Genomic DNA, 21,615 nt, shown 5'->3' with positions numbered 1-21,615 from the left:
CTCTTCGAGGGTGCATTCGGTCCACCCGAGGTGGAACCCCAAACGATCGAAACCTTGATCGGGCCGGGGCAGGGAACTTTAGAAACGCAGCTTGAATTCGGAAACGTTCAGGGCGGCCGGTTGTTCCGCCATGCCGGCCACAACAGGCCTGGCATCGCCGCCGATGACAGCCGCGGTCGTCGCGCTCATATCGATGCCATCCGCGGATGGGGCTGAAGGCGCGGCGGCGATCATCGCTTCCGGGGTCGCCTTGCTGACGAAGACGACGGGCGAGCCGCCCATCCAGCCTTCGGTGCGATAGATCTTCTTTTCGCCGCCGACATCGCGGACTTCACTCGCCTGGAGGACGCCGGGCTTCAGCTCCGGCACCGTATAGTCCTTTTTGACGAGTTCGGCCTGGAGCGGCGGGCAATCGGCACAGCGTTCGGTGACGATGCTGCCGTCAGTCCGCGGCGCTGTCTTGCCGACCACCTCGATCGAGGAGGCCATTGCCGACCCTGCCATCAGCAGGATTGCCGCACCGAGGAAAATCTGACGCATCAACGCACCTCCGTCTCACTATGGGAGCGGTATAGCGCAGCTTTGTTTCCATCCCGTCAGGGGAAAAGGTAAAGTTTTAAAGAACGCGGCGATTTATACTCTACAGCGCCGCGCGTCTTTTCAGACGCGCAAAAGGACGCTGTAGCACTCTGAATGCTGCATAATTTTGTCCTTAAATCGATTCCGATTTAAGGAATTATGCAGTGCCTGCGGCCGTTTCGCGCTCGATCGCCCGCCAGCCGATGTCGCGCCTGGAGAAGCCGTTTTCCCACGTCACCCTGTCGAGCAGCGCATAGGCGCGGTCCTTGGCCTCGGCTACCGTGCCGCCTGACGCGGTGACGTTCAGCACGCGGCCGCCGGTCGCAACCAATGCGCCGTCCTTCAGACCCGTGCCGGCATGAAACACCTTCTCACCCTCGCCTGCCTCAGGCAACGAAAGGATCGGCGTGTTCTTTTCATAAGCGACGGGATAGCCCTTCGAGGCCATGACGACGGTGAGGGCCGGATCATCGCTCCACTCGGCGCTCACCTGGTCGAGCGTGCCGTTGGCCGTGGCGAGCAGCAGCGGCAGCAGATCGCTCTTCAGCCGCATCATCATCACCTGGCATTCGGGATCGCCGAAGCGAACATTATATTCGATGAGCTCCGGACCCTTCTCCGTGATCATCAGCCCGGCGAAAAACACGCCGGAGAAGGGATGGCCGCTCTCGGCCATGCCGCGGATCGTCGGCTCGATGATCTCCTTCATGGTGCGCTCGACCATGTCGGCGGTCATGACAGGCGCCGGCGAATAGGCGCCCATGCCGCCTGTATTGACGCCGGTATCGCCCTCACCCACCCGCTTGTGATCCTGGGCGGTTGCCAGCGGCAGCGCGTTCTTCCCGTCGCAGAGGCAGAAGAAACTCGCTTCCTCGCCGTCGAGATAGGCTTCGACGACAACTTCGGCGCCGGCGGCGCCAAAGGCGCCCTCGAAGCAGTCGTCGACCGCATCAAGCGCCTCATCCAGCGTCATCGCCACCGTCACGCCCTTGCCGGCGGCAAGACCATCGGCCTTGACGACGATCGGCGCGCCCTGAGCGCGGATATAGGCCTTGGCCTTCGGTGCATTGTTGAAGCGCTGGTAGGCGCCGGTGGGAATTCCGTAGCGGGCGCAGATATCCTTGGTGAAGCCCTTGGAACCTTCGAGCTGGGCAGCGCCGGCCGAGGGGCCGAAAACCACAAGGCCATCGGCGCGCAGCCGGTCGGCGAGGCCGGCGACAAGCGGCGCCTCGGGGCCGACGACGACGAAATCGATCGCCTTCTCCTTGCAGAAAGCGGCGACCGCTTCATGATCCTCGATATTGATAGGCACGAGCACGGCGTGTTCGCCAATGCCGGGATTGCCGGGCGCGGCGTAGAATTCCGTCATCAACGGCGATTGCGCCAGCTTCCAGGCGAGCGCATGCTCGCGTCCGCCCGATCCGATCAACAGAACCTTCATGCGCCACCCTTTCCTTTTGCCTCTGGCGGTTAAGGGGCAAGCGCCGAAAGGTCAAGCGGGAAAGCTTACCAGCCCCCGCCTCCCCCGCCACCGCCACCTCCGCCGGACGAGCCGCCGCCGGAAAAACCGGAGGATGAACTCGAGGGCGGCGGCGAAGGGATCGTCGAAGCGATGGTCGAGGCCATCGACGAGGAGAAGCCGCCGACACGGTCGGAAAAGCTGCCGCTGTTGAAATCGCCGGAATACCAGGCCGGCGCATAGGCTGCGGCCGCACCGGCAGCGGCAGCGGCGAGCCAGGTCTCAAAAGTACGCGACCAGGGTTTTTCGACGCCGAGCGCCACCGCATAGGGCAGCAGCGTCTCGAAATGCTGCGGCGACATCTGCGGCGCGCCTGCCGTATTCATCCGGTCTTTCTCGGCCAGCGTCAGATATTGGCGCAGGCCATCTATACCGTCCATCATCCTGGCGCCGAGCGGGGTCGGCGCGCCCATGATGAAGAAATAGAGGATGTTGAGCAGCACGATGCCGCCGACGGCAAAGAGCATCGGCGTTTCGTGCAGTTCCACCAGCGACGAGGCAAGCGCCAGGATGACGACCGCAAGAATGCTGATGCCGACGAAAACGCCGATCGCCGTGGCGATGATGGCAATGATTTTGCCGAACAGCGACGTGCCACGATGCATCGACCGCATGAAACCGGCGACGAAGACGGCGACGAAAACCGCGATGGCGGTCGGGATCAGCATCAGCGCGATCGTCTCCGGTTCCAGCGAGCCGAAGACGAACAGCGCCACCAGGGCGGCGGCGCTGAGCGCGATGCCGCCGGTGGTGTAGCCGAGGTTGGAATTGTAATATTTGCCGCGGTGCTCCTTCTCGATCGCCGAGCGGAAGGCCTGGCCGACCGATTTGACCCGCTCGCCGTTGGCCTTGTCGATCGTCAGCGTCCTGCCTGCGCCGCCGGCGGCTTTCAGGAGCTCGGTCTCGCCGGCCTGGAATTTTTCCTTGCCGAGCGCTTTGCCGGTGCCCTGGATGACGATCGAATTCTTCAGGTCTTCAAGCTTGACGTAGCCGCGGACCGCAAGATTGAGCGCGGTTGAAGCAAGCGCCGTCCAGCCTCCGCCGGAGAAACCCTTATTGTCGATGTAATTGACCAGCGCCGGAGAGATGCCCTCAGGCGCGTCCCAGCGCGGCACGACGACGCCGCGGGCGGGATCGCGGCCGACCTTCAGCCAAGCTCTGAGGTAATAGGCAAAGACCAGGATCAGGCCGCCGAAGCCGATGAAATAATTGCGGTTGTCCTTGAGCCACCAGGTGCTTTCCATATCGGCGCTCGGCGGATCGATCGATCCCTTCGGCATGCGGATCGCAAAGGTCAGGCCCTCCTTGGCATCGAGCGGCGCGGTGGTGGCAAAGACGAGGCCGGCCGGAGTTTGGCCGACCCGGGCATTCTTTCCCGTCGCGCCCTGAGGACCGGTGAAGAAGATCGTGTCCGTGGCTGCGACACCCGGCGGCAGCCGTACCATCGCGGTGGCCGAGCGGATCGGAAAGATCCAGCCATTGCCGGTGACGTTCCAGTAGAGTTCGTCGTGATCGGCGAAATAGCGGATCTGACGGTCGGTCTTGTAGGTGAAGACGTAGCGATGGCGCCCCGGCGTCACCGTCACCTCGGCCGAACCGGCATAGATGCGGATGCCGCCCGAAATCGACTCCGTGTGCCAGGGCTCGTCCGCACCGTCGCGCTTGACCGAGACCATATCGAAATCGACGCTGCGGCGACGGCCCCCGGCATCGGTGAAATAGAGCGGAAAATCACGGAAGATGCCGTGATTGATCCGGTTGCCCTCGGCATTGACGGTAATCGTTTCCGTCACCGTCATCGCGCCGTTCTTTTCCAGCGCAATGTCGGAGGCGAAACTGTCGATGACCTCGGCGGCGAAGGCCGCCGGAGCGGCGAGCATCAGCAGCAGTGCAAAACAAAACCCGAAAAACCGACGCCCCATCCCTGTCTCCCCGCCGGCAGCCTCGGCTGCTTCTCGTCAATCCTTGTCCCGATAGGTCACGCCGAGGGTGGCGAGCGTCCGCCAGTAGGCGGGGAAGGTCTTGCCGACACAATCGGGATCGAGAATGGTAATGCCGTCGATCTTCAGCCCGGCAAGCGCGAAGCTCATGGCGATGCGGTGATCGGCGAAGCTGTCGATCTCGGCCGGCAGGCGTTTTCCCGCAAGGGCCGGATCGGACTTTACGATCAGATCGTCGCCCTCTTCGCGGGCAAGGCCGGGAAGGATGCGGTTGAGGCCGGAGGAAAGCGCCCGAATGCGGTCGCATTCCTTGACGCGCAGGTTGGCGATACCGACGAAGCGGACCGGCGTCTCGTTGAAGGCGGCGAGCACGGCAAGCGTGGGAACCGCATCCTGCATCTGCGACCCGTCGATTTCGGCGGGCAGCTGCGGAAAACGGGCGATCATGTCGTAGGCGCGCGCATCCGGCTGCGAAAAGGCGTCGGCGGGAACACCGAGATCGATCGCGCCGCCGGTCAGGATTTCGGCGGCCCAGAGATAGGTGGCGGCCGAGGCATCGGGCTCAACGATGAAGTCGGCGGCGCTGTAGCCGGTCGGCTCGACGCGCCAGGTGACGGGGCTGGTCTTTTCGACCCTGGCGCCGAAGGCCTTCATCGCCGCCGTGGTCAGATCGATATAACCGAGCGCGCCGATATCCTCGCCGACAAGTTCGATATCGACCGGCCGGTCGCCGCCGGCCGCCATCATCAGCAGCGCCGAGACATACTGGCTGGAGAGGCCGCCATCGATGCGGATGCGGTCAGCCTGGAAGCGGCCGGTGCCTTTGACGGTGACCGGCGGGCAGCCGGTTTCTGATGTCACGTCGATACCGAGCGTGCGCATCGCCTCGACCAGCGGGCCGATCGGGCGCTTGCGCATATGTTCGTCGCCATCGACGACGACGGTGCCATCGACCAAGGCGGCGGCGGCCGTCAGGAAGCGCGTCGCCGTGCCGGCATTGCCGAGAAAGAGCGGCGCCTTCGGCGGTTGGAGCCTGCCGCTGCCGGTGACGACAAAGGTGGTGTCGTCGGGTTCGTCGATCGAAACGCCCATGGCGCGCAGCGCATCGGCCATATAGCGCGTATCGTCGCTCTTCAGCGCACCGGTCAGCCGGCTCGTGCCCTTGGCAAGGCCGGCGAGCAGCAGCGCCCGATTGGTGATCGACTTCGAGCCCGGCGGCATGGCGCGGCCCGAAAGCGGCCCGCCCGGCGGGATGATCGTGAGTTTGGCTGTAGGTGTCATGTTGTTTCTTCCATGGAGCGACCATTGCCGGCCGCAATCTGCCCTTGCTCTTAATCGCTTTCTTGCAAAGGCAAAATGCCGGATCGTCAGAATTTGACGCTGGGGACAGCGCGATCGGCCTCGTTGGTGATTTCGAAATAGTCCCGCTTGGCAAAACCGAACTGGCCGGCGACGAGATTGGAGGGGAAGCTTTCGACCTTGACGTTCAGGTCGCGCGCCGCGCCATTGTAATAACGCCGCGCCATCTGCAGCTCGCCTTCCATGGTTTCGAGCGAAGCCTGCAGCTCGGCAAAATTCTGGTTGGCCTTGAGATCGGGATAGGCTTCGGCAAGCGCGATGACACGGCCGAGCGCCTGGCCGAGCAACCCTTCCGCCTGCGCCCTGCCGGCGACATCACCTGCTGGCACGGCCTGCGCCTTGTTGCGGAGCGCAACCACCTCTTCGAGCGTCGACTTTTCGTGGGCGGCATAACCCTTGACCGTCTCGATCAGGTTCGGGATCAGATCGGCGCGGCGCTTCAGCTGCACGTCGATGCCCGACCAGGCTTCCTCCGCCATCTGCCGCGAGCGAACCAGGCCGTTGTAGATGAAGACGATGTAGAGTGCGACGACAACGATAATTGCGAGTATTACATACATGCAGATGGGCTCCCCGATTTGATCATCGCACGTTAGTGATTCGGCATGACAAAGTCATCTTGGCGAAACAATTCTTCGCAGCTTCCACGAGACTTCGACGAATACCCTTGTGTTTAAGTGGTTATCAGCCAATCCGGAGCATAAGCATCCATCTTCTGGCTTTCTCGCCAGAGATTGAAGCGTTCAGTCCAACGATGTTCGATGTCGAGCGCAACGGCGAAAGGCAGATAATGCTCGTAGCATTCGACCGACATTGCCGGGCCGCCTATCTCGCCGCTGATATAACGGTTCAAAACGAGCATATTATTCTGGATCTGCCGCTGCTTCGGAGTTGGTATGCGCAGCATCGCCAAGACGGCGATCACGCCGACAATGTGCAGCAAGATCGCCATTAGATATGGCCACTGCTCGCTGATCACCTCAGTCGTGCCGATATAGACAAGTGCAACAATCGCCATCATCGGAAGACCCACCATCAAACTCATCGCCTGTTTGAACTGCTCGAAGGTGCCGGTGGCCACGGGAAACCGCTCTGGATGGCGGAACATCGCAACCACGAGAAAAACAGTGAGCAATAACCCTGAGATGGCCGCGGAAAAAAGAAAAAGGCCTGAGAAAGAGGCGACGGCAATGCCGAGAGCCAAAATGGAGGCTGCAGCCGACAAGGTCCACCGATCTATGCCTCTGATCTTCTGATATTCCTCAGTGATTGTTCTGTGCAATTCATCTCTCACATCAGGCCGGGCATTTTTAACTCTGCGCCGATCGCCGACTGGCGGCTCCTTTGCAATGCCGCCGAATACCAAGCGCGTCGCAGCCGGAAGATCATACCATTTGGCGCGACCCGCCTTGCTCTTCCTTCGGTCTTGCTTTGCCAATAAGTCCGAGGCCTCAGCATCCTCACCCAGGCTGGAAATGCGAAGCGTTCGCTTGACTGCGAGATGACAGACAGACGCCATGAAGGCCGCCTTTGCCGCATCTGCCTTCCAGCCCCGGAACAGATAGGCTGCCAGAGCAGGGGATATGCTTTCCGTCATTTTGGTGTCGACAGTTATCAGTGGTGCAGGCACAAGCCATGACGGTCGAAATTTGAGGATAACGACCAGACCGACGATCAGCGGCCCTAAAATGCTGAGGAATGGGAGAAAGTGATCGGAAAGCCACCACTGTACCCGCTTGCCGCTCGTTAGGGTCACAAAGGTCCCTGCGGGATATTCGATCTCAATGTCCGGCAGGACTCGATCCCCTTTGCCTGCTGGAATAGACACCAAGATCTCATTGGGTGCGCTGCGCATGATGGCATAGGCCGCCGCCCGACCCTGTTGCGCGGGGCGTAACGTTCCGCCCGGCGGCAGCTTCAGAGTAAGCGTTTTTTTCGCTCCCTGGCCGTGCACGCGGCCCATATAGGCCGGCAGGAAGAGAACCTCGCGGTCGCCTTCCTGACGAACGAGGCGTCCGAGCCAGTAGGCGATCTGGATCTTTGTAAGGCCGGTGGGCAGATCTGCAGAGCAGCCTTTGCAATGCTCTGCTCCTATGTAAATCGAGTGGCCCGGCACATTATGTTCCCGGGAATAGTATTCGTCTTGTCCGTCACGCCGGGCTGCGGCCAGTTCGAAGTCTCGCCAATGAATACCACCTGACGCATCCTTGAAACGTTGAGGGATATCAACGTAAACGCCGCCGTAATTTACCGCCCTCTTGACCAAGAGGTCGAAACTTTCGGACACGAAGGCAGTGCCGTCGGTGGAGACTTCGATCGTGGTGTTTGCCGACTGGACGGTGAACTCGTTGTCAAAATCGCTGCATGACGTCAGCAGCACAAGCATTGCGCATGAGACAAGCCACGAGAAAAAGCGCAGCATCCCGGTTGCGCAGTTTTCGAATGCGATTTTGAAATAAAAAATAGCGCTTTTCAAAAGACAGACCGAATCTATACCTGATCGAAACACCGATAAGATAGTGGTCGAGCGGTTCGCGCAAAAGAAGCGCTGTCGCGGAAGCAGTGGTTTTTTTCGGGGCGGCTTTTATGGCTGTCGTCAAACACCGATATGCGCGAGAATTCGGGCCGCCGTCCGCTCCGGCGAAAGGTCCGTCGTGTCAATTTCGACGGTGTGTTCAGCCAGTCCACGCAATAATTTATAGTTTGCCCGGAGCTGTTGCAGCCTCGCCGTATCCGTCAGCTTGAGGGCCTCGGATCGGCCGGAAGAGATGAGGCGCCTGGCATTCTCCTCCGGCGCGCAATCGAGGAGAACCGCGACCAGATCCGCGCCTCTGGCGGCCGCCAGATCGGGATACCAGGAGAACATCGCACTATCATGCTCGTCATCCGCAAGAGCATCGGTAAAGACGAAACTGTCAGCCGGATCGGCGCGCACGGCATGGTCGAAAACCGCTCGCCGAATCTGCTCACGCAGTGATGCATGCAGAGGGTTGCTGCGGGCGAAAAGAGCTTCGGCCGGATTGAGCAGCATGTGATTGTCGATGAGGCGGGCGCCGAGGCTTTTCGCCAGCAAGCGGCCGACAGTCAGCTTCCCGGTGCCTGGCCAGCCATTGATATGGACGATACGGCTGGCAGGATTCTGCGTCACGCCGCCTCTTTGCCCAGATTGACGCCGCCGGCATCGGTCAGCAGGAAGGCTTCGCCGCAGGCTTTCGCGAGGGTGCGCACCCGCAGGATATAGCTCTGGCGCTCGGTGACCGAGATGACGCCGCGGGCATCGAGCAGGTTGAAAACATGGCTGGCCTTGATGCACTGGTCATAGGCCGGGAAGACGCATTTGTGCAGGCGCTGGTTGGCATTGTCGCCGGGAGCGCCGGCATCGAGCAGCGCCCGGCATTCCTTCTCCGCGTCGACGAAGTGGCGATGCAGCATCTCGGTATTGGCGAATTCGAAATTGTGGCGGGAATATTCCTGCTCGGCCTGCAGGAAGACGTCGCCATAGCTGATCTTTTCGTCGCCCTCGCGGCCGTTGAAGTTCAGGTCGTAGACATTGTCGACGCCCTGGACATACATGGCGAGGCGTTCGAGGCCATAGGTCAGTTCGCCGGCGACCGGCGCGCATTCGATGCCGCAGACCTGCTGGAAATAGGTGAACTGCGACACCTCCATGCCGTCGCACCAGCACTCCCAGCCGAGCCCCCAGGCGCCGAGCGTCGGGCTTTCCCAGTCGTCCTCGACGAAACGGATGTCGTGCAGCAGCGGATCGAGGCCGATCGCCGCCAGCGAACCGAGATAGAGCTCCTGCAGATTGGGCGGGTTCGGCTTCAGGATGACCTGATACTGGTAATAATGCTGCAGCCGGTTGGGGTTTTCGCCATAGCGGCCGTCCGACGGGCGCCGCGACGGCTGGACATAGGCCGCCTTCCACGGCTTCGGCCCGAGGGCGCGTAGCGTGGTCGCCGGGTGAAAGGTGCCGGCGCCGACTTCCATGTCATAGGGCTGCAGCACCGCGCAACCCTTGTCCGCCCAGTAGCTATGCAGGGTCAGGATCAGCGCCTGGAACGAGCGCTTCGGGTTCATATGGTCTGGGATGGCTGACATGAAACGGCACCGATTGCGTGGGGATTATCGGCGCGACAGGTGCCATGGAGGGCGGCAGGGGTCAAGGGTTTTGCGGCGGTCGCGAGATCTAAGACCCCTCCCCAACCCCTCCCCACAAGGGGAAGGACTAACCCGGAGCGCCCGCCTCGCTCCTCCCGAAACGTCGAATATCTGGAACGCGGGTGCGGCAAGTTAAGCCTCTCCCCCTTGTGGGGAGGGGTCTAGGATGCCGGATAGGGCAGAGCAGTGGCGACGCCCTTAATTTTATTCCTCATCCCGCTTCAGCCGGTATTCCCCGGTCACGGGATCCTTGACCAATGTGCCGATCGCCCCGGTCTGGCGTTCCTTTTCGGCGCGGCGGGATTTTTCGGCGAGCTTGCGGGCATCGGAGACGAAGCGGCGGTAGAGCCACCAGGCCGAGAAGACCAGCACCAGGATCGTGATAAGCTGCGCCATTCCCCTCTTCCGCCTTCCTCAAAGCCCGAAACGGCTCCACAATGCTCTTTCTTCGGCCGCTTCGACAAGCCCTGTCGCAAGGCCGGATGCCGCCGCTTCGAACGAAACCGGCGACACGCCCGGAATTCGGCGGCCGAACAGGCCGCGGCCGGCGGTGACGAGCTCCAGCTTCGTCTTCTGGCCATAGCGCCGCTTCAACTCCTGGCGCATGTCGCCGAGGCCGTCGACCAAGCCGAGTTCGAGGCCGCGGGTGCCGCTCCAGAACAGGCCTGAGAAGACCGCGGCATCGTCCCTCAGCTTGCCGGCGCGACGCTCGCGCACCATCGAGATGAAGACCTGGTGGATTTCGAGCTGCAGGCTCTTCAGATACTCGATGTCCTTTTCCTTTTCTGGCTGGAACGGATCGAGGATTACCTTGTTCTCGCCGGCGGTATAAACGCGGCGTTCGACGCCGATCTTCTTCAGGAGCTCGGGAAAGCCGAAACCGCCGGAGACGACGCCGATCGAGCCGACGATCGAGGTGGCGTCGGCGATAATCTCGTCACCGGCAAGGGCGATCATGTAACCGCCTGAGGCGGCGACGTCCTCGACGAAGACCAGCACCCTCTTCTGCTTCTCGCGGGCGAGCTCGCGAATGCGGGTGAAGATCAGGCGGGACTGGACGGGCGAGCCGCCCGGTGAATTGATTGAGATGGCGACCGCCGGCGCGTCCTTCATGGCGAAGGCTTTTTCCAGAACCGGAGCGATATTGGCGAGATTGAGGGCCGGCCGGAACGGGCCGCCGCCGCTGACGATCGCGCCTTGCAGCCGGACGACCGGGATGGTGATGCCGTCCTTGCGGAACCGTTTCGGCAGCAGCTTTCTCAACAATCCGGCCATTTCCAATCCTTCGCTTCAGGTCGTCCCGATCGTCAATCCGCGATCGGCATCCATGTATGCGCTGGAACGACAAACGCAATGGCCGCGTTCTCGAAAACATTAGGCCCGAAAACATCGGATTGATTTTGTTGTTGCGAATGACTTGCATTATCATTCTAATTCGGCATAGTGCAGTTGAGATAAACAGGTGGAAATCGCATGGACGCCCTGAATCCGAATGCCACAAGCGGCTGGCGGCACGAACGCGGAGAAGGGTCGCTGTCGGACGTCTACCGCACGATCGGAACCGGGCGTCACAGCTCCAGGTGGCGGCGGGCGGCGGCCTTCGCCGGGCCGGGCTACATGGTCGCCGTCGGCTACATGGACCCGGGCAACTGGGCGACTTCGCTCGCCGGCGGCTCGAAGTTCGGCTATGCGCTGCTGACCGTCGCGCTGCTTTCCAACCTGATGGCGATCGTGCTGCAAGCGCTCTGCGCGCGTCTGGCGATCGCCTCGGGCCGCGACCTTGCGCAGGCCTGCCGCGACGCTTTTCCGAAATGGGTTTCGGTGCCGCTCTGGGCCTTTGCAGAGATCGCCATCATCGCCACCGACATCGCCGAGGTGATCGGCACGGCGATCGGCCTCAACCTCTTGATGGGCATCCCGCTCGAACTCGGCGTGCTGATCACCGCGCTCGATGTCTTCGTCATTCTCTTCCTGCAGAAACTCGGCTTCCGCTGGGTGGAGGCCTTCATCATCGCCCTGCTCGGCGTCATCGCGATCTGCTTCGGCGTGCAGATCCTGCTGGCCGACCCGCAATGGGGCGCCGTCGTCACCGGCTTCTTCCCGACGACCGAGATCGTCACCAATCCGGAGATGCTCTATCTGGCGCTCGGCATTCTCGGCGCGACCGTCATGCCGCACAATCTCTACCTCCACTCCGGCATCGTGCAGACGCGGGCGTACGGCCATACGGTTCCCGAAAAGAAAGAGGCGCTGACCTATGCGACGATCGACTCGACGGTGGCGCTGTGCTTCGCGCTGCTGATCAACGCTTCGATCCTGATCCTGGCGGCCGCCGCTTTCAATGCGCATGGCAGGACCGACATCGTCGAACTCGGCGAGGCCCATTCGCTGCTGTCGCCGCTGCTGGGCCTGGCCATCGCGCCGACGCTGTTCGGCATCGCGCTTCTGTGCTGCGGCCTCAACTCGACGGTGACGGCGACGCTTGCCGGCCAGATCGTCATGGAAGGTTTCCTCAAGATCCGGCTGCAGCCATGGGTGCGCCGGCTGATCACCCGGGCGATCGCCATCGTCCCGGCGGCAATCGTCACCATCTGGTACGGCGACCAGGGCACGGCGCAGCTTTTGATCCTCACGCAGGTGGTGCTCAGCCTGCAGCTTTCCTTCGCCGTCTTCCCGCTCGTGATGTTCACCGCGAGCAAAGCCAAAATGGGCGAACTCGTTGCACCGCGCTGGCTGAGCGGCATCGCCTATGTGATCGCGGTCGTGATTGCCGGGCTGAACGTCAAGCTGCTCTTCGACTTCGTCACCGGCTAGCTGCTGTGGATCGAAGCCTGGCATAGGCGGCCCGGCCATTGTTGAAATCATCGACGAGAGGGGAGAACTTGTGGCTCCCCTCTTCGTGCATGATCAAAGGCGCGCGCAGCGACAGCCGCGCCCTCGACCCCTTGATACCCGTCACCAGGATACGCACGGCGTTTTCGCCGGCGCGCGGATGGATCGCCGTGATCTCGATGCCGCCGAAGCGCCGGCCGCAGGCGGTAACGATCTCGGCGATCGATTCGGGTCTGGCGATCAACGACAATTGCCCGCCCGGGATCATGATCGCACCCGCCGTGCGGATCCAGCTTTCGAACAGGCCGTCGGTCATCGCATGGGCTTCGGCCTTCAGCGCATCCGGCGTGCGCCGGTCGCCGGCGTCGTTGAAGGGCGGGTTCATGATGACGTGGTGGAAGCTCTCATCGATGAGGCCGGCATCGTTGCGCGCCTTGGCGGTCAGCGTCACATCCGCCTCGACGACACTGAGGCGGCCGGCGAGATGGGCATTTTCCGGCAGGAGGATGCTGCGGCGGGCATAATCGGCCATTTCAGCCGAACGCTCGAAGAGCACCACCTCAGCATCGGCAAGCCGCGAGGCGACGGCAAGGCCGGCCGCACCGGCGCCGGCGCCGAGATCGGCGACCCTGATGGGGCGATCGTCGGCGACGAGAGCGGCAAGCAGCATCGCGTCCATGCCGGCGCGATGGCCCCTGCCCTTCGGCTGCACCAGATGGAAGGCGCCGCGATGGAAGGCATCGATGGTTTGGGCAGGCTCGCCGGTCATCGCCCGCTCACGTTCTGTCGCGCAATTCGCCGCCGAGACCGGCGTCGATCAGGATGCGGCGCGCCTGATCGGCCATCTCCTCATCCACCAGCAGACGGCGCGGCAGCATGCCGAGCGAGCCTTCCAGCACGCTCATGCCCTGATCGGCGATGAAGCAGTGAATGCCCGCATCCTTCATCAAGCTCTCGGCAAAGGAAAGCAGAACGGGGTCGTTGGCGCGGATAAGTTCATGCATTTGCCGTCGTTTTCCTTCCAATTTCGCCTTGCGCGACAATTCACCCCTTGCCGCGTCCATCGCCCCTTTCTATTGTCGGATGCAAAGAATGAACAGGAGTCCGGGTCGTTGGGCGTGGTCATACCGCTTGAAGAAAGCAAAAACAAACTGGCATCCATCAAGCCATTGGTCGATCTCACCAGGGCGGATATGGAGCGGGTGAACCAGCTCATTCTGTCCAAGGCCGGCTCCGACGTGCAGATGATCCCCGAAGTGGCGAACCATCTGATCTCCTCGGGCGGCAAGCGGCTGCGGCCGATGCTGACGCTGGCGTCCGCCTCGCTGTTCGACTATCGGGGCGAAAACCACGTCAAGCTCGCCACCTCGGTCGAGTTTATGCACACCGCGACGCTGCTGCATGACGACGTCGTCGACGAAAGCGACCTGCGCCGCGGCAAATCGACGGCGCGGATGATCTGGGGCAACCAGGCAAGCGTGCTGGTCGGCGACTTCCTGCTCGGCCAGGCCTTCCGCATGATGGTCGATGTCGGCTCGCTCGATGCGCTCGACGTTCTGTCTTCCGCCGCCTGCATCATTGCCGAAGGCGAAGTGCTGCAGCTTTCCGTCGCCAAGAACATGGAGACGACGGAGGACGATTATCTCTCCGTCATCCGCGCCAAGACGGCAGCGCTGTTTGCCGCCGCCGCCGAAGTCGGGCCGATCGTCGCCGAGGCCGGCAAATCCGGCCGCAACGCGCTGAAATCCTACGGCATGAATCTGGGGCTCGCCTTCCAGCTGGTCGACGACGCGCTCGACTACGGCGGCAAGGCGGCCGATCTCGGCAAGAATGTCGGCGACGATTTCCGCGAGGGCAAGATCACCCTGCCGGTTATTCTCGCCTATCGCCGCGGCACCGAGGACGAGCGCGCCTTCTGGCGCGATGCGATCGAAGCCGGCAACAGCACCGACGCCAACCTCGAAAAAGCGCTGGGACTGATCACCAAATACGGCACGCTCGCCGACACGATCGGCCGGGCGGTCCATTACGGCACGATCGCAAGGGACGCGCTTGCGCCGCTTCCCGATACGGTATGGAAATCCTCCCTGATGGAAGTGATCGACTTCTGCATCGAGCGCGTCAATTGATCAAACGTCCTTGATCGCAGGCTGAATTTCTTGCGGCGCCGCTTCAAAAAAGCCATCCTGTTATGAATCAGTGAACACAACTGATTTTTGCGACCGGCACCATTGTCGGGACGCTGTCGAAGAAAGGTTTCCTAATGCGGCAGAGATTTGCCATCCGTCTTCTTACGAGCGCAGCGCTTGCCGCTGTTCTTTCGCTGGGCGGTGTCGGCGGCGTGAGTGCCGAGGATGCGGCCAAGCCGGGCGATGCGGAGAAGACCGATAGCTTCAATGCCGATAGCGTTACCACTTTCTCCGGCGCCTTCCTTGCGGCGCGCACGGCCGATGTCGATCACGACTACGAAACGGCGATCGAACTCTACAAGAAGGCGCTGCAGATCGAGCCCGGCAATCCCGAGATCCGCCAGCGGCTGATGATCTCGCTGCTGCTCAACGGCGACATCAAGGAAGGCGTCAAATATGCCGACGACCTGAAGGCCGATCCTTCCGTCGAGCGCATCACCACGATCGTGCGCGGCATGGATGCCGTGCGCCGCGACGACTACAAGACCGCCGAGGCCATCCTCAAATATAAGGGGCCGAACGATCTCGACCGGATGATGAACGACCTGCTGCTTGCCTGGGCCCGCGTCGGCGCCGGCCGCGGCAAGGATGCGCTCGCCATGGTCGAGAAGATGAAGGGGCCGGACTGGGTCCGCATCTTCCAGAATTACAATGCCGGCGCGATCGCCATCGCCACCGGCGACGTCAAATCCGCCCGAAAGCATCTGAACGATGCCGTGCTCGACAAGGAAGGGGGTGCGACGGCGCCCGACACCTTCATGCGCGCGGTGATGGCGCTTGCCCGCCTCGAAGCGACACAAGGCAACAAGCAGAAGGCGCTCGACGCCGTTTCCGTCGGCGACAACCTGCTGCCGAACTATGCGCCGCTGAACGCGCTGCGCGACAGTATCGAGAAGGATGAAAAGCAGGAACAGCAGGTCAAGACGGCCGAAGAAGGCGCTGCCGGCGTGCTGTTTTCGGTCGGCGGCGCTCTGAACCGCGACGGCGCCGAGGACATCGTCTCGCTTTACCTGCAGACCGCCAATGCGCTCGATCCGAACAGCGCCGATACGCTGGTGCTGCTCGGCGGCATCGCCGAGAAGCAGAACCAGATGGACCGCGCCATCGCACTCTACAAGAAGGTGCCGGAGAATTCGCCGATGCGGCGCATCTCCGAGCTGCAGCTCGGCCTTGCCCTTGCCCAGGGCGGCAAGGTGGACGAAGCGCGCAAACACCTGCAGGCGCTGATCGCCTCCGACCCGAAGGACATCCGCAGCTACCTCGCCTATGGCAGCGTGCTCTCCGACGCCAAGGACTATGAGGCGATGGCCGCCAATTACGACAAGGCGGTCGAAGCGATCGGCCCCATTCCCGGCCGCGTCAACTGGAGCGTCTTCTTCCAGCGCGGCATCGCCTATGAGCGGCTGAAGAAGTGGGACCAGGCGGAGCCGAATTTCCGCAAGGCGCTGGAGCTCAATCCCGACCAGCCGCAGGTGCTGAACTATCTCGGCTATTCCTGGATCGACATGAATCGCAACCTCGATGAAGGTCTCGGCATGATCAAGAAAGCCGTCGAGCTTCGCCCTGACGATGGCTACATCATCGATTCGCTCGGCTGGGCCTATTTCCGCCTCAACCGTTTCGACGATGCCGTCGACGAATTGGAGCGGGCAGCCCAGATCAAGGCCGGCGACGCGACGATCAACGACCATCTCGGTGACGCCTATTGGCGCGTCGGCCGCAAGCTCGAGGCCGTCTATCAGTGGAACCGGGCGCTTGCCTCCGAGCCCGAAGCCGCCGAGATCCCGAAGATCAAGGACAAGGTCGCCAACGGCCTGCCCGCCGTCAGCGACGATGCCAAGGCGGCCGACAAGAAGCAGCCGGACCCGGCACCCGTCACCCCGCCGCCGGTCGACAAGAAATCCTGACGGGCGAGACGCATGCCTGAAGAGGGCCTCGCCCAGGCGTTCGGCGTCATCGAAGCGGCGCGCGCGAAAATCAACCTCGCTTTGCATGTGACGGGCCAGCGGGCAGATGGCTATCATCTGCTCGATATGCTGGTGACCTTCGCCGATTGCGGCGACCGGCTGGGCTTCCTGCCTGCGCAGGCCGACGCTTTCACCCTGTCGGGCCGTTTCGGCGAGAGGCTTGCCGGCGACGGCGGCACCAATCTGGTGCTGCGAGCCCGCGATCTCCTGCGCGAAGCGGTCGGCGCCCTCGCCTTCCCTGTCCATATCCACCTGGAAAAGAACCTGCCTGTTGCCTCCGGCATCGGCGGCGGCTCGGCCGATGCGGCCGCGGCGCTGCGCGGGCTGATGCGGCTCTGGGGCATGAGCCTACCGGTGGAAGCGCTTGCCGGCCTCGCCCTGAAGCTCGGCGCCGACGTGCCGATGTGTCTTGAAAGCCGGCCGCTGATTGCCCGCGGCATCGGCGAACAGATCGAAGCCGTGCCTGATCTGCCGGCCTTTGCCATGGTGCTCGCCAATCCGTTGAAAGGTGTGTCGACACCCGAGGTTTTTCGCCGGCTGGCGGCAAAGAACAATCCGGCTCTGAGCCTCGCTCCGGCTCTTGCCGGCAGTGCCGATTGGCTTGAAGTGATTGCTGCTGCCCGCAACGACCTGGAGCCGCCGGCGCGCGCAATCGTGCCGGAGATTTCGGAGATCGCGGCGATGCTGCAGGCGCGCGGCGCCCTGCTCACCCGCATGTCCGGCTCCGGCGCCACCTGTTTCGGCATTTTTGCGACCATGGCGGCGGCACAAGAGACGGCGGCAGCTCTTCACGACGAGCGGCCCGACTGGTATGTCCAGGCGACGGAAACGGTTTCGGGAGGCAGGTGATGGCAGGTCTGGACGAAAAGCGGCCCTTCATCGCCGTCGGCATTGCGATCCTCACCGTCTCGGATACGCGCACGCCGGAGACGGACAAATCAGGCGACACACTGGCGGCGCGGATCGCCGAAGCAGGCCACCGGCTGGTCGACCGGGCGATCGTGCCCGATGATCGCGAGAAAATCGCCGCACGGGTGAAGGCCTGGACCGAGCGCGATGAGATCGACGTCGTCATCACCACAGGCGGCACCGGATTTACCGGCCGCGATGTGACGCCCGAGGCGCTGGAGCCTTTGTTCGAAAAGCGCATGGACGGCTTTTCCGCCGTCTTCCACCGTATTTCCTATGAGAAGATCGGCACGGCGACGATCCAGTCGCGCGCCACGGCGGGCGTTGCCAACGCCACCTTCATCTTTGCGCTGCCGGGCTCGCCCGGCGCCTGCCGGGATGCATGGGACGGCATCCTGAAAGGACAGCTCGACTACCGCAGCGTTCCCTGCAATTTCGTCGAGATCATGCCGCGTCTGGACGAGCACCTGAAACGCGGCGCCAAACCATAGGCTGCCTGCCACCGGCGTCGGCTATGTGGCAAGGCCCGGCAGAGCCGGCATCGTTTCCCAGCTGTCACCCGACAGCAGGATGCAGCTGATGCCGCGAACATCCGTGACGACGAGCGTCCAGGTTCCGCTTTCGGCGGCATAGACCTCGAGAACGGCGTTCTGGTTGACCAGTCCGACCGCTGTCAGCTTTTCAGCAAAATTCCTGTCGAGGAAATTGACGACATCGGATCGGCCTGCGCAACTGAGCATCGTTTGCGATGCTGCCGAATGCGGATGCGCGATCACCAATGTCGGCAATATGACGGCCAGCAGGCCGTAGACCATATTGCGTACGCCGTAGATCCTACCGCGTGTCATGACGCACCTCCTTTCGCCGGGAACCCGGCAGAAGAGGAGATTGTCGCCGACCTGATCTGCCGTCCACCGGCATTCCATGGCCATCCGTTGCGAAGCGCGGCGCTTCGACGGCGCCATGGTGAATTATAGCGCGAAATCCTATTGGGCGCCATCTTTTGCACGATGGTGGAAGGGTGCGATCGCCGCGAAAGAACCCCTCCCCACAAGGGGGAGGGGCTAGGCGCGGCACCGCCCCACGACAAACATCAACGATTCTGCGGATGAGACGGTGAAAGGGATAGCGTCAGCGCGGCATTATAGCCCCTCCCCTTGTGGGGAGGGGTTGGGGAGGGGTTTTTGGGCGGTGGAAACCGGCCAGCCGTGGATGACCGAGAGCTTACCGCGCCGCGCGCGCCACCCAGGAGGGAATCAGTTCGCTGGCGAGCTTGCGCGGCTTCTGGCCCTTGGCGAATTCGGCAAGGGCCATGCCGCTTCTGGCAGTGGCCAGCGCCTGGATCTTCGGCATCAGCAGACCGAGCTCCAGCGGCGGCACGGCGCGGCCGAAGCGCTTGAGAAACGGACGCCGGTAGCCGCGCGAGGCGGTGAAGCGCGCCGGCAGCTTGTTGAGCGCGATATATTCGGCAATCTCGTCGATCCAGCCGGCCTGAGGCCGGGCGCCCGGCTCGACGAAGAGCAGCCATTCGCCGCGGGCCGAGCGAACGATGTCCTTGATATCCCATCGCGAATGAAAACGGCAGCCAGCGGCGTCGGCGACCCGCGAGGTGCCGTCCTGCGAGCAGTGATCGAGCACGATCACATCGCTGACAAGCCCCTCCACGGCACCTGCCACCAATACCGATAAAGTCTGGGCCAGCTCAGATTCCTGATCCTGACATTCGAGAACAACCGTCAACATTGCTCATTCATAATGCGCCGCACAAATTTTTGCCAGCGGCGTTTTCCGCATTTTGTTCTTGCATTGTTCCTGCTTTGCGGATAGGAATTTAATCATCAAAACGGGCGGAAGCGATGGCTTTTGCCGCGGGAGAATCCGATGAGAGAGCAGTCCCTTGCAGGGCAGGCCGCATTCGCGCCTGCCAATACGGCAGATATTGCCGATGCGATGATCGTGTCCTCCGGTCTGAGGATCGAGGTCGATCGGCGACGCGGGCGTGGGGCGGGACTGAACCCGACGGGGCGGTTCGAGGCGCAGCAGCGCGAGACCTTCGACGACGGCTGGCAGACGCTGGAAGAGCTTCCGCCGTTCAAGACGGACGTGCAGATCGAGAAGCCGCGCACGGCCATCACCCGTAATGAATCGCCTGACATTGGCTTCGACCGCTCGATCAATCCCTATCGCGGCTGCGAGCATGGCTGCATCTATTGTTTCGCCCGGCCGACACACGCCTATATGGGGCTTTCGGCGGGGCTGGATTTCGAGACGAAGCTGTTTGCCAAGCCGGATGCGGCAAAGCTGCTGGAGCGGGAACTTGCCAAGCCGGGCTACAAGGTGCGGGCGATCGCGATCGGCACCAATACCGACCCCTATCAGCCGGTCGAGAAGGAGTGGCGCATCATGCGCGGTATTCTCGAGGTTTTGAACAAGGCGAACCATCCGGTCTCGATCGTCACCAAGTCGGCGATGATCCTGCGGGATCTCGACATTCTGCAGGAGATGGCGGCGAAGAACCTGGTGCGCGTCGGCATCTCCGTGACCACGCTTGACCGCAAGCTTGCCCGGACGATGGAGCCGCGCGCCGCCACGCCGCCGCGCCGGCTGGAGACCATTCACACGCTGTCGGAAGCGGGCATCCAGACGGCTGTGATGGCCGCGCCGCTGATCCCGGCGCTGAACGATCACGAGCTGGAGCGCATTCTCGAATCGGCCAAGGCCGCCGGCGCCGCCGAGGCGAGCTATGTCATCCTGAGGCTGCCGCTCGAAGTCAGCCCGCTCTTCCGCGACTGGCTGCTGCAGCACTATCCGGATCGCTACCGGCATGTGATGTCGCTGGTGCGCTCGATGCGCGGCGGCAAGGATTACGATGCCGAATTCGGCAAGCGCATGAAGGGCGCCGGTCCCTATGCCTGGCAGATCGCCCGCCGTTTCGAAATGGCCGCCAGGCGTTTCGGCCTGACGCGACGCGGCATGCCGCTGCGCGACGATCTGTTCGTGCCGCCGGATGGCAGCGGCGTGCAGCTGTCACTGCTTTAGGCTTTGTTCTTACGCAATTTTTGGCAAAAGCGCTTCGCGCTTTGCTCAGGGAAAACCGCAAAACACTTTTCCTGGAATTAATCTGACCTTTTACGCAATTCCGGACGGAAAATCGCAAGGCACTTTTCCTGGAATTGCTTGAAGCTTGCGCATCGGCTGCTCAGAAAAACCGCCCTGTTTTCGAGCCCCGAGCGCAATTCCCGCGGATGGCAATGACCGCCACCATCCGCCGGACCCGGTCCCCGACCGCCGCCCTGATCGGGGACTTGCGGGCAATCGGGTTGGCGTGCGAGGTTCAGCCGCATGAAACCTCGCACGCCACCCGATTCTCCCCAGCTTTTCCAAGCGGCTCCGCTGGTGCCGGATTTTCGGCTGGAACTCAAAGCCCGCAAGGCCGGCCATTGGCCGGTCGCCGGCGCCGACGAGGCAGGCCGCGGGCCGCTGGCCGGGCCGGTCGTCGCGGCCGCCGTCATCCTCGATCCGAAGCGCATCCCGGAGGGTCTGAACGATTCCAAGCAGCTTTCGGCGCAACGGCGCGAGGAACTGTTCGTGCAGATCCTGGCGACCGCCACCGTCTCCATCGCCTCCTCCAGCTCGACGCGGATCGACGAGACGGATATCCGCAAGGCGAGCCTCGACGCCATGCGTCGCGCCATCTGCAGCCTTGCCGTTCCGGCAAGTTATGTGCTGACCGACGGGCTCGACGTGCCGCCCGGCCTCGACTGCCCCGGACAGGCCGTGGTCAAGGGCGACGCCCGCTCGGTCTCGATCGCCGCCGCCTCGATCGTCGCCAAGGTGACACGCGACCGGATGATGGCGCGCGCGCATCATGTCTTTCCGGCTTACGGTTTTGCCGCCCATGTCGGCTACGGCACGGCGCAGCACCGCGCCGGCATCGAAAAGCTCGGCCCCTGCTCGCTGCACCGAATGAGTTTTCGGCCGCTGCGCAAGGTCGAGGACGATCCTGAGATGGACGAGCTGATTTCGGAATAGGTCTGGGCTTCAGACTGCCGAGAGCTACTTAAGACCCCTCCCCACAAGGGCAGGGGAATCGCATATAAGTATTGCGTCTTTGGATGTGCTGGATTCAGTAGGGGCTTTCTCTGATTTGGGGAGAGCCG

General features: G+C 62.5%; 21 protein-coding genes. 7 read left to right on the top strand and 14 right to left on the bottom strand.

All coding sequences use genetic code 11. The features are described 5' to 3' along the window. Positions 1–78: 78 nt before the first annotated feature. The 10 genes from BBJ66_RS16705 to BBJ66_RS16660 form a co-directional block, all read right to left on the bottom strand. Positions 79–540 carry a plant virulence effector HPE1-like domain-containing protein gene (locus tag BBJ66_RS16705; RefSeq protein ID WP_071088461.1) on the bottom strand — a complete coding sequence of 154 codons (462 nt, stop codon included), beginning with the start codon at positions 538–540 and terminating at the stop codon, positions 79–81. Positions 541–736: 196 nt separating this feature from the next. Then, on the bottom strand, positions 737–2,020 hold the full coding sequence (gene purD, locus BBJ66_RS16700; protein WP_071088459.1) for a phosphoribosylamine--glycine ligase: 1,284 nt from the start codon (positions 2,018–2,020) through the stop codon (positions 737–739). Between the two features lie 65 nt (positions 2,021–2,085). Further along, positions 2,086–4,020, bottom strand: coding sequence for a DUF2207 domain-containing protein (locus BBJ66_RS16695; protein WP_071088457.1), 1,935 nt, complete (start codon positions 4,018–4,020; stop codon positions 2,086–2,088). A gap of 36 nt (positions 4,021–4,056) precedes the next feature. Further along, positions 4,057–5,319 carry a 3-phosphoshikimate 1-carboxyvinyltransferase gene (gene aroA, locus BBJ66_RS16690; RefSeq protein ID WP_071088455.1) on the bottom strand — a complete coding sequence of 421 codons (1,263 nt, stop codon included), beginning with the start codon at positions 5,317–5,319 and terminating at the stop codon, positions 4,057–4,059. Positions 5,320–5,405: 86 nt separating this feature from the next. Then, positions 5,406–5,957, bottom strand: a complete 552-nt coding sequence (locus BBJ66_RS16685; RefSeq protein WP_071088453.1) for a LemA family protein — start codon at positions 5,955–5,957, stop codon at positions 5,406–5,408. Between the two features lie 113 nt (positions 5,958–6,070). Beyond that, positions 6,071–7,819 carry a DUF2207 family protein gene (locus BBJ66_RS16680; protein WP_071088451.1) on the bottom strand — a complete coding sequence of 583 codons (1,749 nt, stop codon included), beginning with the start codon at positions 7,817–7,819 and terminating at the stop codon, positions 6,071–6,073. Positions 7,820–7,993: 174 nt separating this feature from the next. Next, complete coding sequence (locus BBJ66_RS16675; protein WP_049735981.1) at positions 7,994–8,545, bottom strand: AAA family ATPase; 552 nt, start codon at positions 8,543–8,545, stop codon at positions 7,994–7,996. Continuing rightward, positions 8,542–9,498, bottom strand: coding sequence for a glycine--tRNA ligase subunit alpha (locus tag BBJ66_RS16670; RefSeq protein ID WP_010069596.1), 957 nt, complete (start codon positions 9,496–9,498; stop codon positions 8,542–8,544). The genes BBJ66_RS16675 and BBJ66_RS16670 overlap by 4 nt, the downstream gene beginning before the upstream one ends. A gap of 264 nt (positions 9,499–9,762) precedes the next feature. Continuing rightward, complete coding sequence (locus BBJ66_RS16665; RefSeq protein WP_003584596.1) at positions 9,763–9,954, bottom strand: hypothetical protein; 192 nt, start codon at positions 9,952–9,954, stop codon at positions 9,763–9,765. An 18-nt stretch (positions 9,955–9,972) separates the two neighbouring features. Continuing rightward, positions 9,973–10,833, bottom strand: a complete 861-nt coding sequence (locus BBJ66_RS16660; RefSeq protein WP_049736045.1) for a S49 family peptidase — start codon at positions 10,831–10,833, stop codon at positions 9,973–9,975. A 198-nt stretch (positions 10,834–11,031) separates the two neighbouring features. Here BBJ66_RS16660 and BBJ66_RS16655 point away from each other — a divergent pair, with 198 nt between their 5' ends. After that, on the top strand, positions 11,032–12,372 hold the full coding sequence (locus BBJ66_RS16655; RefSeq protein ID WP_071088449.1) for an Nramp family divalent metal transporter: 1,341 nt from the start codon (positions 11,032–11,034) through the stop codon (positions 12,370–12,372). Here the strand turns inward: BBJ66_RS16655 and BBJ66_RS16650 are convergent. Both BBJ66_RS16650 and BBJ66_RS16645 read right to left on the bottom strand, forming a co-directional pair. After that, positions 12,362–13,159, bottom strand: coding sequence for a tRNA1(Val) (adenine(37)-N6)-methyltransferase (locus BBJ66_RS16650; RefSeq protein WP_071088447.1), 798 nt, complete (start codon positions 13,157–13,159; stop codon positions 12,362–12,364). The genes BBJ66_RS16655 and BBJ66_RS16650 overlap by 11 nt on opposite strands. Positions 13,160–13,166: 7 nt before the next feature. Next, positions 13,167–13,394 (bottom strand): putative signal transducing protein, encoded by a 228-nt coding sequence (locus tag BBJ66_RS16645; protein ID WP_003569978.1) that lies wholly within the window; start codon positions 13,392–13,394, stop codon positions 13,167–13,169. 108 nt (positions 13,395–13,502) lie between these two features. On the opposite strand from BBJ66_RS16645, the gene BBJ66_RS16640 reads away from it, so the two are divergent. The 4 genes from BBJ66_RS16640 to moaB all read left to right on the top strand — a co-directional run bounded on the left by BBJ66_RS16640 (position 13,503) and on the right by moaB (position 17,946). Next, positions 13,503–14,519 (top strand): polyprenyl synthetase family protein, encoded by a 1,017-nt coding sequence (locus BBJ66_RS16640; RefSeq protein WP_049735978.1) that lies wholly within the window; start codon positions 13,503–13,505, stop codon positions 14,517–14,519. 134 nt (positions 14,520–14,653) lie between these two features. Continuing rightward, entirely contained in the window at positions 14,654–16,486 is a 1,833-nt protein-coding gene (locus BBJ66_RS16635) for a tetratricopeptide repeat protein (RefSeq protein WP_049735977.1), read from the top strand. Between the two features lie 12 nt (positions 16,487–16,498). Beyond that, complete coding sequence (locus BBJ66_RS16630) at positions 16,499–17,395, top strand: 4-(cytidine 5'-diphospho)-2-C-methyl-D-erythritol kinase (protein WP_071088445.1); 897 nt, start codon at positions 16,499–16,501, stop codon at positions 17,393–17,395. Further along, positions 17,395–17,946, top strand: coding sequence for a molybdenum cofactor biosynthesis protein B (gene moaB / locus BBJ66_RS16625; RefSeq protein WP_049735975.1), 552 nt, complete (start codon positions 17,395–17,397; stop codon positions 17,944–17,946). The genes BBJ66_RS16630 and moaB overlap by 1 nt, the downstream gene beginning before the upstream one ends. A gap of 21 nt (positions 17,947–17,967) precedes the next feature. On the opposite strand, the gene BBJ66_RS16620 is transcribed toward moaB, so the two are convergent. Continuing rightward, on the bottom strand, positions 17,968–18,303 hold the full coding sequence (locus tag BBJ66_RS16620) for a hypothetical protein (protein ID WP_071088518.1): 336 nt from the start codon (positions 18,301–18,303) through the stop codon (positions 17,968–17,970). 376 nt (positions 18,304–18,679) lie between these two features. Continuing rightward, positions 18,680–19,198: a glycosyltransferase family A protein gene (locus BBJ66_RS16615; protein WP_071088443.1), complete on the bottom strand. Its 519-nt coding sequence runs from the start codon at positions 19,196–19,198 to the stop codon at positions 18,680–18,682. Between the two features lie 138 nt (positions 19,199–19,336). On the opposite strand from BBJ66_RS16615, the gene BBJ66_RS16610 reads away from it, so the two are divergent. Both BBJ66_RS16610 and BBJ66_RS16605 read left to right on the top strand, forming a co-directional pair. Next, entirely contained in the window at positions 19,337–20,494 is a 1,158-nt protein-coding gene (locus BBJ66_RS16610) for a PA0069 family radical SAM protein (protein ID WP_049735973.1), read from the top strand. A 303-nt stretch (positions 20,495–20,797) separates the two neighbouring features. Beyond that, positions 20,798–21,487 (top strand): ribonuclease HII, encoded by a 690-nt coding sequence (locus BBJ66_RS16605; protein ID WP_049735972.1) that lies wholly within the window; start codon positions 20,798–20,800, stop codon positions 21,485–21,487. The last annotated feature ends 128 nt before the right edge of the window (positions 21,488–21,615 follow it).

The sequence above is a fragment of the Rhizobium sp. RSm-3 genome (assembly GCF_001854685.1).
GTDB lineage: Bacteria > Pseudomonadota > Alphaproteobacteria > Rhizobiales > Rhizobiaceae > Rhizobium > Rhizobium ecuadorense.
This window is presented reverse-complemented; position numbering and strand designations above follow the sequence as displayed.